Below are 12183 nucleotides of genomic sequence, written 5' to 3' on the forward strand. Positions count from 1 at the left end.
GGGTCGGACGGCCCGACCGTCATCACCACCACGGAGCCGGTGGCCGCGGCCACGTACTACTGCTCCACCCAGCCACTGCCCCCCGACGGCCTGCTCGCGGTCTACGACCTCGGCGGGGGCACATTCGACAGCGCGGTGGTCCGCAACGGCCGCGACGGACTGGAGATCATCGGCACCCCCGAGGGCATCGAATGGCTCGGCGGCGCCGACTTCGACCAGGCGATCGTGGACCACGTCGACCGCGAGCTGGACGGTGCCATCACCGCGCTGGACCCGACCGATCCCGGCACCGCTGCGATCCTGGCCACCGTGCAACGCGACTGCATGCTCGCGAAAGAGGCACTGTCCACCCGCGAGCAGGCGGACATCACGGTGGCGCTACCCGGCTCGGTCCGGCACGTAACCGTGACCCGGAAAGCGTTCGAGCAGATGATCACGCCGTCCGTGGAGACCACCATGGAGACGTTCCGGCGGAGCCTGACCGCCGCCGGTATCACCCTGCAGGACCTCACCGCCGTGCTGCTGGTCGGCGGATCGTCCCAGATCCCCCTGGTCACCCAACTGCTGCGAGACACACTACGCCGACCAATCATGATCAACACCCACCCGAAACACGCGGTCGCCCTCGGCGCCGCCATGCTCACCTCCGACACCCACACACCGCGCGGCATCCCGACACCCCGACGACCCGCGCCCACCACACCGACCACCACAGCGGCCCGAACCAGCGCTCCTCCCACGGCGACCAAACACGACAACGGCGAGCACCGCGTTGTCAGTCGGCACGTAGCCGGTTCGGTCACGCCCGCGCCCGCAGCCGCGTCCGCGGACGCGCCGGCCCGCAAGGCGATGCGCGGCGCGAAGCACCGGGCGCAACCGCCGGCCAAGCCGACACAGCCGGTCAGCGGCCCTACCGGAGACACCGGCCCGGCAGACGTGCCGCCCCCGGCGCGACCGCGATGGTCACGGCTCGCGAACGCGCGCGTCGTCGTCGCGCTGGTCGCGGTCTTCGGCCTGCTGGGCATAGCACTCGTGTCCGGTACCGACGCCCCGAGCCACCGGCCACAGGTGTCCAGCGCAACATCCGAAACCAACGCCCCGAGCGACCGGACGCAGGCGCCCAGCGCAACGCCCGAAACCAACGCCCCGAGCGACCGGACGCAGGCGCCCAGCGCAACGCCCGAAACCAACACCCCGAGCAAACGGACGCAGGCGCCCAGCGCAACGCCCAAAACCAACACCCCGAGCAAACGGCCAATGCTCAAACTGGAGGACGTCCAGGTACACAAACCATCGAAGCTGAACTCGGTTCGCCCCGCAGTGGTAGGTGCCAAGCATTTCGTCGACCGGCCGCCCGTCTTCACCAGCCTTCCCGACCCGCTCACCGGAGCAGTGCTGATCCCCGGCGCCAGCGACGACAAACGACTGACCTCCCCGGCGGACTACCTGGTCTTCGATGTCGCACACGACGCCACCGTGTACGTCGCCTTCGACAGACGCGGAGCACCGGAGGTGGCCAACTGGTGGCCGGCATGGCTGAACCAGCAGGGCTTCAAACGCACTGACATGACCATCCCAACCAACGACAAGGACCAGCGCCACTTCGTCGTGTTCGCCAAAAAGGTGCCGGCGGGACGCGTCACGCTCGGACCAAACGCAGCGACAACCGTGTACTCCACCGGCTACATCACGCTCCTAACCGCTCAGGGATGATGATTCCGTCACAAGGTTACTGAACGCCCCTTACCGGACCGGGCTGCTTCGCGGGGCTGTCAGGTCATATCGGATCTGGACGAACCATGTGGACGCTTTTGGGGAAGAACTCAGAAACAGATGACCGCGGAAAGCTGAGCCCAGTCGGACGGCATCGCCCCCTCCGTCCCCACTGCTGCGGGCCTACGCACCTCGCGTTTGGCCAAGGGCCGCATCGCTGTCAAGGAGAGGTGGTCGCCGAATAGTTCGTGGAGGATGTGTTGGTGGCAATGCTGACCCGACTGCCGGACGACGTTCAACTCGACCACGACGGGAAGGTACTCCGCGAGACCGCGGGCGACTCGTGGACGATCCCGCGCCTGCTGGTGAGCCCTCGTCCCGCATCGTGACCCACGATCGGCCGTATGAGACAGGACCCGGGTCGCCGCCACCCATTCACCCACAAGCAGTACACCCCAGCCAACTGCCCGTCGCTGGGCGCTTCAGCCACCCACAGGACACCAGTGGTACATGTCCTACTGCGAACTCGCCAGCTCACGGGCGATGTCGACCCGCGAATGGGCCCCGAGCTTCGCCAGGATATGGGAGACGTGGGTTTCCACGGTACGGCGGGACAGGAACAGTTGGGCGGCGATGTCAGGGTTGGACTGTCCCGCGGTGACGAGGTCGGCGATCTTCCTTTCCGTGGCGGTGAGGGCTTCCCGGCCGATGGTGGGCCGGCGGCGCGGTCCGCGGCGGCCGCGGCGGATGCCGTACGGCCGTAGGCGGGCGTCGGTGCGCATGGTGTCCCAGGCCGCCTCGAGCGACGTGTAGACCTCGACCGCCCGCACGTACGCGGCCCGCGCCGCAAGCGCGTCGCCGCGTTCGGCGTACAGCACGGCGGCGTCTTCCAGTGCCTGCGCGCCGAACAGGGGGTAGCCGATGCGGTGGAAGGTGTCGGCGGCGGCAAGAATCCCTGCGGGGTCGGCCGCCAGCAGGCCGGCGCAGTAGCCGGCCGCAGCGGTGGTGGCGGGAGGCGCCTGCCCCTGGGCGGCGCCGGTTGCCCGGGCCGCGGCGGTGGCGATGGTACGGTCGCCGCAGATCAGCGCGAGGCGGACCACCTCGGCCAACCAGATCGGCGTGTCCGGGGTCAGTTGCGGAAACTCGCGGTCCCCCTCGGGATCGAACACGGCCAGCAGGCGAACCAGCGCCTCGGCGGGCCGGCCCTCGCGCTCGGCCGCCAACGCCCAGGCAACCAGCAGGAGGTCGGCGTACAGACGCAAGCCGTTCCCGGGGCTTGTCAGCTCCTCGACGCCGAGGAACTCCCGCTCGGCCGCCGGCAGGTCGTCGCGGTGAACCGCGATCAACGCCCGCACCCCGCGGCCGGCCAGCCGATACGTCATGTCCATCGGCAGGTCGGTAGCAGCCTGCAGCTCCGCCAGCGCCTCGTCCCACCGCCCCCGGTAGAAGCTGTAGTCTGCGATCTTCGCCCGCAGATGCGCCAGCCGGGGCGGAGTGCCGGCACGTTCGGCGAACACCATGGCCTGGCCGAAGGCGTCGTCGGCCTCGGCGGGCCGTCCCAGGTTGTCCAAGCCACCCGCGCGGTTGATCATCAACAGCAGCCGCAGGTCGGCGACCGGCAGTTCGTCCCCCAACACCGCCAACGCGCGATCGATGAGCGCCACCTGCGCCGCCACGTCCCGCCGCTGGTTGTGCTCGATGAGGGCCAGGGCGTGCAGGGCGTATCCGACCGCCAGCCGGTCACCGGCCTGGTGCCCCTCAGCCTCGGCTCGTGCGGCGGCCGCCCGAGCCTCGTCGAAACGCCCGACGCCGATGAGCGCAAGGGCGCGCAGGGCGTACAGCCGGGCGGTCCAGACCGCTGGCAGTTCCGGCCGCTTCAGCGTGTGCTCGGCGACCTCAACGGCCTGCTCGTACCGCCCCATGCGCATCAGCGCGTACCCGAGGGTCCAGGCCACCCGAGCGGCCACCACGGGATCGCGGCTGAAGGCCAGCACCGGACGGGCGAGTTGCTCGACCCGCTTATTGTCGCCAAGCTGCGACAGTGCGACCGACAGGTCGGCATCCAGCCGTTCCCGGCGCGGATCGTCGTCAACCGCCCCGCGGACCCGGGTCAACAGGTCGACTGCCACCTGCGGCGCCCGGTAGGTCAAGGCTGCGGCTTCCCGGGCCACCCAATCGATCATCCACTCGTCGGCCGTCACCGGACCGGCGAGCAACTGCTCGGCCACCCGCTCCACCGGCGCCCCCGCGCCGGCCAGCGCCTGAGCCGCCTGCCGATGCAACGCCGCCCGCAGACTCGCCGGCATCGCCTCGTACAGCGCCTGCCGGATCAGTCCGTGCCGGAACACCAGCCGATTCCCTGACGGCGCCAATACCCCGCCCGCCACCGCCTCATCCACCACGGCCATCAACTCGGTCGCCGGCTGCCCGGAGACCACCGCCAGGTCATCGGCCGTGAACGCGGAACCCAACACCGCCGCCAGCCCCAGCACCGACCGGGGCCGCTCCGGCAAGAACCCCAACCGCCGCCCGATCGCCTCCGGCAACGACCCCGGCCACTCCCCCGCACCCGTCAACTCGGCCACTCCCGCCACCACGGTGATTCGGGACTCCCGGATCAACGCCTCGACCGCCTCGCGGGCATAAAGCGGATTTCCCCCCGCCTGCCCCGTCAGCGCACCCAACGCCCCGCTCGGCACCGCGCCCACCAATTCGCCCACCACCTCGATCACCTGAGGTGCCGACAACGCTCCCAGCGGCAGCACCGTCGCCCCCTGCTCCACGAGGTCCCGCCGCGTTGCGGCCACTTCCGGCCGGCGTGGCAGCGGCCGGCACGCCGCCACCAGCAGCAACGGCGCCTGGGCGGCGGTCCGACCCAACCGCGACCACACCGACAGGCTCGCCTCGTCCGCCCACTGCACGTCATCCAGCACCAACACCACCGGTGCCGCCGCACACAACCGATCCACCAACGCCAGGACCTGCTCGGCCAACAACGCCGCCACATCTCGCGGCGTCACCAGCTCCGTCCTTCCCTCCCCCCGCAACAACCTCACCAACGGCGCCCGCAACGGATCCACCGAATCCCGCCCCACCAGCAGCGCATCCAGCAACACCTGCAACGGAAACGGCGGCAGCAACTCCGGCGCAGACCCCGCGTACACCACACACCCCAACCGCGCTGCCTCATCCATCGCCGCCGAGATCAGTGTCGACTTCCCGATCCCAGGTTCGCCGTCCACCCACACCATCCCGCCTCGGCCCTCAGCCACCCCCGCAATCAGCTCTCGCAAGACCGCCAACTCGACATCCCGACCGACCATTGCCGAGGCAGGTGAACGCATGCCGTCACGATAGGGCGACCAGTGGCGCAACGTGCCCCCGAGGAGCAGCCCTGGACGCAGGATTTCACCTGAACGCCCACGCACTCTCACCGATGGTGGGAACGAGCCCGAACACCCGATCCGGCTCGGAGGCTTTCCATCGTGATCAGGGACTGAGGTCTCTTCATCGTGATGGGCCCGGTCACGGTGGGTGCGGGAAGGGTCTGTGGACATAGGGGGAAACTCCCGGTAAGACAGCAGTCGACCAGAGCCCGATGCCCCAACCGGGAGCCTCGCTGTGCTGTCTCACCCGTCCGCGGTCGCGCTGTCCGGCCGCACCCTGAACCACCTGGCCGACCTCATCCGCGCCGAACGCATCCGGCGCCGGGGCCGGTGGCGGCGCCTCGACGCCCGTCGGCAAGCCCTACTCGCCCTGGCCCATCTCCCTATCGGGTAGCCCATCACCCGTCCGGCCTGCGGCATCGCGGTCAGCGTCACGACCGCCTGACGGTACGTCCGGGAAGCCATCGACCTGCTCGCCACGCACGCCGAGGACCTGACCGCGGCCATGCGGCGCATCGCCCGGCTCGCGTGCGCGATCCTCGACGGCACCCTGATCCCCGTCGCGTCCAAGACGGCGACCCAGAGGCCGTACTACTCCGGAAAGCACAAGCGCCACGGAGTCAACGTGCAGGTCATCGCGGACTGCAAGGGATGCCTCATCTGGGCCTCGCCCGCGCTGCCCGGCGCCGTGCACGACCTGATCGCCGCCCGCACCCACGGCCTGATCGACGCGCTGAGCAGCATCAACACGACGGCCTTCGCCGACAAGGCATACCAAGGCGCCGGCGGCAGCATCCGCACGCCCTTCGAGTGCCGCCGTCACCGGCCGCAACTGTCCCGCCGGCACTAGACCGTCAACCGGCACCACGCCAAGATCCGCGCCGTCGGCGAGCGCGCCGCCGCCACCCTCATGGGCTGGAAGCTGCACGCCGTCGCGACGGCGCCCCGGACGGTGGAAATTGGTGCAGCGGGTCGGTCTGGGTCACTCGTAGGATTTAGGTGCGGTGGAGTCCGCGTGGAAGCTTGACGCGAGGGGTAGGGCTGGAGCCCTGGATCGTTGCCGGTAGAACACGAGAGTCAGATTCAAGGTTGATCATTCCCTCGCCAGACCGTCCCGGTCCGAGGGTGGCCGGGACCATCCTGACAGGCGGTTCGGGGAGGACCCGTGGGCGAGACCCTGGGGCCCTCCACGACTGTCGCCACGGTCCGGTCAGTGTTTGACTCCGATGACGACCCCGTTTGCGCCGGCCGCGACGAACGGCAGGGTGCGGATGTCGGAGAACTTGGCATCCTGTAGCCAGGTCATGTACTCGGTTTCGGAGTAGTTCTTACCGGCCGTAGTCTCGATGAGCATGTTCATACCCATCAGGGCGGCCTCGGCGGGGCCGGTGCGGTCGGCATTGAGCATCAGTTCGCTGATGATGACCACACCGCCGGGTGCCAGCGCCTCGTAGGCGCGTCGGAGCAGTTCCCGGTCGGTGTCCTCACCCCAGTCGTGCATGATCATGCTGTACAGGATCACATCGTGGCCTGCTGGCAGTTCGACGTCACGCAGGAAGTCCCCGGCCACCGTGGTGATTCGCTCGCTCAATCCAGCATCGGCGATCTTAGAATCGGCGATGGGACATACGTGGGGCAGGTCGTATACCGTCGCCGACAGATTCGCGTAATGGCGGCACAGTTCGATCGGGAACGCTCCGGAGCCGCCCCCCACATCCAGCAGACGGGCGTGCTGGCCAAAATCGTAGACCTCGCCGAGAGCGCGGGCGGTGAATGTCGAGATGCAGTGCATCGCGTCCCAGAACAACTGCAGCATCTGCGAGTCCTCGGCCACGAACGGAGAGTCTTGGACATCCGGGTCCCAGGCGGTCGGCTTGTCCGTCCGAAGCGCCTCGACAACACGATCCCATGCCGGGTACTCGCGCTTGTCGTAGAACCGCACCAATCCGCCGAAATAGTAGGGGCGTCCTTCGACCAAGAACTTCTCGGCGAGTGCGGTATTTCCGTACCCGTCACCACGCCTCTCCAGCAATCCCAGCGAGGCGCAAGCGGTGAGCAGTAGATCCGCCGGACGAGACGGCAGTCCGAACTCGGCAGACGCCTCCGCCACGCTCATCGTCCGACCATCGGCAAGCCGGGTGAACAGACTCAACTCCACTGCAGCGGCGAAGGTCTTGAAGCTCGAGAATCCGGAACTCAGCTGCATCAGCGGCAGGGGAGTTAGCGTCATTTCATTCTCTACTTTCATTTCCGTCTGGAGCGCGGCACTTGCTGGTCCGCACCCCTCCTCCTTTCGGATACCGCTCGTACTGATTTTCCGCACGTGGCGCGCCGATTCCCCTTTGGCCGCCACGCCGTGCCGCCTACGGAAGTCGGACAGCGCCTTGTGGCCCAACGCGTTGAACCAGGTGTCCACGCGCCCGGCCGGGTGCCGGCGCCCAGGTCGCGACCGCGCTTCTTGACCGACGAAAGCGCAACCGCCCGCTTAGGCGGCATCGGCTGCGCAGCGGCCTTCGATTACGATCGAGCACCCCTCCGCTGGCGAATCGAGGCGCGACAACAACGCCAACACTGCGGCCGTCACCGACAATTATCGCCACTTTCCTTGAAGACCCCTTCGGGCTTCTTCTATTCCATCTCGCCAGGGGACGGGGTCGGGATGAGTAGTTGGCGCACGAGCCGCGACCTCCCCACGGAAGGGGCGCATTTCGGCGGACGGAACGACAGTGCAGTCAATCGCGACGAGAGGGAGCGTTCAAGGCCAGGGTGAGTTTTAATTCCGACAGTCGTATTGGAATAGAGGCCAAATACCAAGCCCCACCGAGTTGGCGACTGGCCGCCAACAGTCCGGAGCAGTAAATGGTAACGAGCAGCCTGGCGGTCGGTAAAAGCTGCGCAGCAGCGCGTCTTGGTCGCCATTCGTCATGGACACCAAATCACTTGGTCCTTCATGTTGGATTTCACCGTACACCGCCCTCGAAGTTGTTCACAAGACTCGTTGATCGAAATTCCACGATCGGCCCGACCGGCCCTTCCGTCCTGCTGGAGCATCAGCCGGAACGCGCACCCACGTCCGGTGAGGACGGTGGCGAACTGGTCGAAAGCCGTCCAGTTTCGACGGCGCCTCGCCCTTGTTAGGGCGGTGTACTGGCGCGGCGCTTCGGGGTTGCGGGCGTCAACGATCGCGGCGGGGCATCGACTGGGGCACCAGGGAACAGGTGCCCGGGGAGGCGGAAGTCGACGATGAGCCGCCGCAAGTGCGGGCGACGCCGATCCCTACACAACTCGAAGGCCCGCTGACCGCACGACCCGTGACCGACACGTCGCCATCCACGAACTACGCCTTACCGGCGTGAACATCAACGCGATCGCCGAGGCCCTGGGCCTGGACCGCAAGACCGTACGCAGCTACGCCGCTACGCGCAAGCCGAAACCGCTGACGACCTGCTCAGCCGCGGCCGCACCGGACGAGCCCTGCACCCTTACCTGACCCACATCTACCAGCGGTGGAACGCCGGCTGCACCGACGCCGCCCTCATCTACACAGAGATCCGTCAGCAGGGCTACCGCGGCAACGCACGCATTGTCCGCCGCCACCTGCAGCCCCTACGCGAGTCCGGCACTCCAGCCCCGACCCCACCCCCCTGCGTGACCGTGCGGCAAGCGACGAACTGGATCACCCGCCCCGGACACCCTCACCGACGAGCACCAGGCCAAGCGACACACGATCCTCGACCGCTGCCCACCGCTACGCGAAGCCGCTGACATCGTCAGCTCCTTCGCCGTAATCATCGTCAACCTTCGAGGCCATGACCTGCCGGGCTGGCTCGACAAAGCCGAGGCCAGCACGCTGCGGCCATTCGCAGCTTCGCCCTCGGCCTAGGCTAGACCTCGCCGCCGTCACCATTCGACTGTCCATGTCCTGCGCTCATCATGCGCCGCGCCGTGCTATTCGGACCTGAGGTGGCGTATGTCGTCCTCGGAGAGCAAGGCCAAGCCAGCAACCACGTCCCGGAACCCGTCGTACTCCGCGCGGCACCGCTGGCATCGCGCGATATGAGCCTCCATCATCCGATGCTCGTCGTCGGACAGAGCGTCCAACGCGAAGACTCCGAGCGCCAGCTTGAACGGGTCATTCGAACTTCCAGGCTGGCTCATTCACTCTTCCTGACCGTTGACGGTGCTGGCTTTCCTCGCCCAGATTACGTACCGTCGGCGTGGACGGTTCAGCCCAAGGGTGGTTCTGCCGGTCGCACGCTGGCTGATTCAGCATCGGCAGGCTACCGGCGCCCGCCGGGATTTCTATAGGCCAGCGATGCCGTCCCGGGTCTTCCCGACGAACACAACGAGCCTTTTTAATCCTGGGTATCGGCTGGTCTCGACGCGGTGCAGGACGAGGATGGCCTGCACGATCGCGGTCGCGCGGCGGGGACAGCAACGCAGCTTGGCCAGGATCTTCCAGGTTTGGGAGCGTGTCGATTTCCGTGTTTGGGCCGTGGCGTGCGACGTACTACTACTTCGCGTTGTGGCGGGACGACGGCACCCACCAGGTGATCCGTGACCTGTTGTGCTGCAAGTCGCCGGCATGCAGCCGGATCTGCGGGGATGCTGCCGGCTTGGCGCGGACGTGACCGGGTGCCATCGGGCTCTCGTCACTCTCTGCGAGGTAATCTGGCCGTCGGTGCGTCACCCGGTGGGCCCACACCACTGACAGCCGGTCCGGTTCTGGCAGAAGATCGCGTTCACGATCTTCCGCAGGTCGTAGTCACCCTGACGACCCGACACCGAGACCGACACGCGTCTGGCCTTCCACGCGTCCAGGAACGGCCCACTGCTCGTCGCTGACGTCACTGGGATACGGCTTTCGATCACCCATGACCGGGCTAACACCGCTCCGCCCCGGCCCCGTGACGACGGCCCAGAACGTTGCCGCTCGTCCGCGGCTGGTGTCGCGGCCGGGTCGACGCAGCTGGCTCGATGACTACGCAGCAACCCGGTGCGGTACGGGTACGACCCCAAACATCCGTGAGCTACCCGATGTCTCTCAGCGCCCGACGAACGAGCCTTGCCTTGGGACAACCAGGTATGGAGGAGGGCAGCCATGGCGCTTGCGACCGGAACCGTCGCGGTCAGGGACCTATCCGCCGAGGAGCGGATGCAAGCCCTGTATGACACCCATGCCAAGCCGGTCTATTCATTCCTCCTGCGGCTCACTTTCGGCGAGCGCCAAGCGGCCGAGGACCTGCTGCAGGAGACGATGGTGCGGGCCTGGCGCAAAATCGAGGCCTTGGACGCGGACATCGCAACACTCCGCCCCTGGTTGCTCACCGTCGCGCGACGAGTGGCCATCGACGCCGGTCGAGCAAGGCGGGCCCGGCCGGCGGAAGTCGGGCTGGTCGACATGACGGTCCTGCCATCCGGCGATGACGCCATCGAACGGATGCTCGCCGTTCAGACCATCAAGCGGGCGATGGCTCGGCTGACCCCAGACCACCGAAACGTGATCATCGAAGTCTACTTCCGTGAGCGGTCAGCCGCCGAGGCAGCCGCAGTGCTCGGCATTCCGGAGGGGACGGTCAAGTCACGCACCTACCACGCGCTCCGGTCGCTGCGCGCCGCCATGGGCGCCACCGCGAAGCGCCAGCCCGAATAGCCCGAGGATTGGGTAGTTTGTGCCAGCCGGCCGTCCTGCCGGCGCCTCCTACGGGGGAGTGTGTCGATTTCCGTGTTTGGGCCTTGGTGTGATCGAGGTTGTTAGATGGTGATCCGGTCGCCGTAGGCGAGGACCAGGGCGTTGAGGGCCTTGGCCCGACCGTAGACCCGGCCGGTGATACTCCCGCCACCTCGGTGTTTCTGCTGAACGACGAGGTAGAGGATCTTCATCGCGGCCTGCTCGGTCGGGAAGTGCCCGCGGCGTCGGGCGGCCTGCCAGAACCTGGCGTTGAGGCTCTCGATGATGTTGGTGGTGTGGAGGACCTTACAGACCTCGTGCTCGTAGTCGAGGAACGGCACGAACTGCGCCCAGGAGATCCGAGGCTGGGGACCAGGTGGTGTTCCAGATCGAGGTACCGGCCGAGTTGGTTTTCGTGGCGAGTGTCCCGCGCTTCAGTCAGTCGGTTGTGGCGGGCTACCTGGCACGCGGGATCGCGGGTCTTGCTCGGTAGGCACCCGAAGGCGCCCGCTTCGGCATCCACCTTTGCGTCGGCGACCTGCGACATCGGGCACTGGCGCGGCTGAGGAATAATGGCCCTTTAAGCGTCAGCAACTTCATGCTCAGTCGTTCTGTGCCTGCATCCGTTCAGACGCGCCGATCAAGCCCACCATTACGCGCAACCTCTCAGTGGAGAGTGACGTTGGGCAGTGGGCGGCCCGTAGCGTCGAACAACGCGGCTCCACAGTCGCAGCGCTCGTCGGCCAGGGTCTGGGTCGCCGACAGCTGCCAGACCAGCATCTCCGAGCAGTTCGGGCAGTCCAGGCTGACCAGGGTCTCTTCGGGTTCCGAGTCCCAGGCCCGCACCGGGAGGCCCTGGTGCATCAGCCCGGTCAGCTCACGCTCACCGGTCAGCGCGACCAGTACCTCGTAGGTGTCGGTGCCGTTGTCCCGCACCACAAGCGTGCAGCCGAGATCTACCAGCACACCGGACAGATGATCGAGCTGGCGGACCGGGAAATCACCGCGGCGCAGAGTCGGGTCGGCCTCGGCCGCATCGTAGAGGACGTTGGTGTCGACGTCTGTCGGCTCTGCCCCGAAGGCCCGTACCCGACCAGCCACGAACGCCGCCAGTTGGCCTGGGTAATCCTCACCAGTCCAGTCCATCCTGAACATCACACTGTCGACTCGAACCCCCCGCGCCCGCTCACCCGGGGTCAGGACCAGCTCTTCCAGCTCTGCCACGACGATCACGCTATCAACTGCCGGGCGGCGGACCCGTTGTTGTGTCGTTGTCGTGCATGACCAACACCAGCCTCCGCGCCTATCTGCGCGACCTCTTAGAGTTCCTAACAAAATGATCTTCGGGTCTTTCGTCCCTTGTAGAGGGTGATCTACGATGTCGGGCCGTGAGGCGTGGTGAGCAGCCGCCGT

At 67.3% G+C, this 12183-nt stretch carries 9 protein-coding genes and 3 pseudogenes; 6 read left to right on the forward strand and 6 right to left on the reverse strand.

Annotated elements, in window-relative coordinates; genetic code table 11:
- Together ACGF5G_RS35225 and ACGF5G_RS35230 are read left to right on the forward strand one after the other, a co-directional pair.
- A partial coding sequence (locus ACGF5G_RS35225) for an Hsp70 family protein (RefSeq protein ID WP_393271175.1) occupies nt 1–1713 on the forward strand: 1713 nt, incomplete at its 5' end.
- 263 nt (nt 1714–1976) lie between these two features.
- Nucleotides 1977–2102, forward strand: coding sequence for a hypothetical protein (locus ACGF5G_RS35230; RefSeq protein ID WP_393271177.1), 126 nt, complete (start codon nt 1977–1979; stop codon nt 2100–2102).
- A 126-nt stretch (nt 2103–2228) separates the two neighbouring features.
- Here the strand turns inward: ACGF5G_RS35230 and ACGF5G_RS35235 are convergent, their stop codons facing one another.
- On the reverse strand, nt 2229–5057 hold the full coding sequence (locus tag ACGF5G_RS35235) for an AAA family ATPase (protein WP_393271179.1): 2829 nt from the start codon (nt 5055–5057) through the stop codon (nt 2229–2231).
- A gap of 277 nt (nt 5058–5334) precedes the next feature.
- Here ACGF5G_RS35235 and ACGF5G_RS35240 point away from each other — a divergent pair.
- Nucleotides 5335–6024 (forward strand): annotated as a pseudogene (locus ACGF5G_RS35240) (transposase family protein); the annotation flags it as partial.
- A 285-nt stretch (nt 6025–6309) separates the two neighbouring features.
- On the opposite strand, the gene ACGF5G_RS35245 reads toward ACGF5G_RS35240, so the two are convergent.
- The gene (locus tag ACGF5G_RS35245; RefSeq protein ID WP_393271191.1) at nt 6310–7329 is read right to left on the reverse strand and encodes a methyltransferase; all 1020 of its coding nucleotides are present in this window, start codon (nt 7327–7329) and stop codon (nt 6310–6312) included.
- A gap of 1122 nt (nt 7330–8451) precedes the next feature.
- Here ACGF5G_RS35245 and ACGF5G_RS35250 point away from each other — a divergent pair.
- Nucleotides 8452–8589 (forward strand): hypothetical protein, encoded by a 138-nt coding sequence (locus ACGF5G_RS35250; RefSeq protein WP_393271181.1) that lies wholly within the window; start codon nt 8452–8454, stop codon nt 8587–8589.
- A 458-nt stretch (nt 8590–9047) separates the two neighbouring features.
- On the opposite strand, the gene ACGF5G_RS35255 is transcribed toward ACGF5G_RS35250, so the two are convergent.
- A complete protein-coding gene (locus tag ACGF5G_RS35255; protein ID WP_393271183.1) occupies nt 9048–9257 on the reverse strand; it encodes a zf-HC2 domain-containing protein in 210 nt (69 codons plus the stop codon).
- A gap of 335 nt (nt 9258–9592) precedes the next feature.
- Between ACGF5G_RS35255 and ACGF5G_RS35260 the strand changes: the two are divergent.
- Nucleotides 9593–9679: pseudogene (locus ACGF5G_RS35260) on the forward strand (IS5/IS1182 family transposase); the annotation flags it as partial.
- A gap of 124 nt (nt 9680–9803) precedes the next feature.
- Here ACGF5G_RS35260 and ACGF5G_RS35265 read toward each other — a convergent pair.
- Nucleotides 9804–9975: pseudogene (locus ACGF5G_RS35265) on the reverse strand (transposase); the annotation flags it as partial.
- Between the two features lie 225 nt (nt 9976–10200).
- Here ACGF5G_RS35265 and ACGF5G_RS35270 point away from each other — a divergent pair.
- Nucleotides 10201–10752 carry a sigma-70 family RNA polymerase sigma factor gene (locus ACGF5G_RS35270; RefSeq protein WP_393271185.1) on the forward strand — a complete coding sequence of 184 codons (552 nt, stop codon included), beginning with the start codon at nt 10201–10203 and terminating at the stop codon, nt 10750–10752.
- A gap of 101 nt (nt 10753–10853) precedes the next feature.
- Here the strand turns inward: ACGF5G_RS35270 and ACGF5G_RS35275 are convergent, their stop codons facing one another.
- On the reverse strand, nt 10854–11111 hold the full coding sequence (locus ACGF5G_RS35275; protein ID WP_393271187.1) for a transposase: 258 nt from the start codon (nt 11109–11111) through the stop codon (nt 10854–10856).
- A 325-nt stretch (nt 11112–11436) separates the two neighbouring features.
- Nucleotides 11437–11994, reverse strand: a complete 558-nt coding sequence (locus ACGF5G_RS35280; protein ID WP_393271189.1) for a hypothetical protein — start codon at nt 11992–11994, stop codon at nt 11437–11439.
- Nucleotides 11995–12183: the final 189 nt, after the last annotated feature.

It is taken from the genome of Micromonospora sp. NPDC047730, from assembly GCF_043204765.1.
In the GTDB taxonomy this organism is placed as follows: domain Bacteria; phylum Actinomycetota; class Actinomycetes; order Mycobacteriales; family Micromonosporaceae; genus Micromonospora.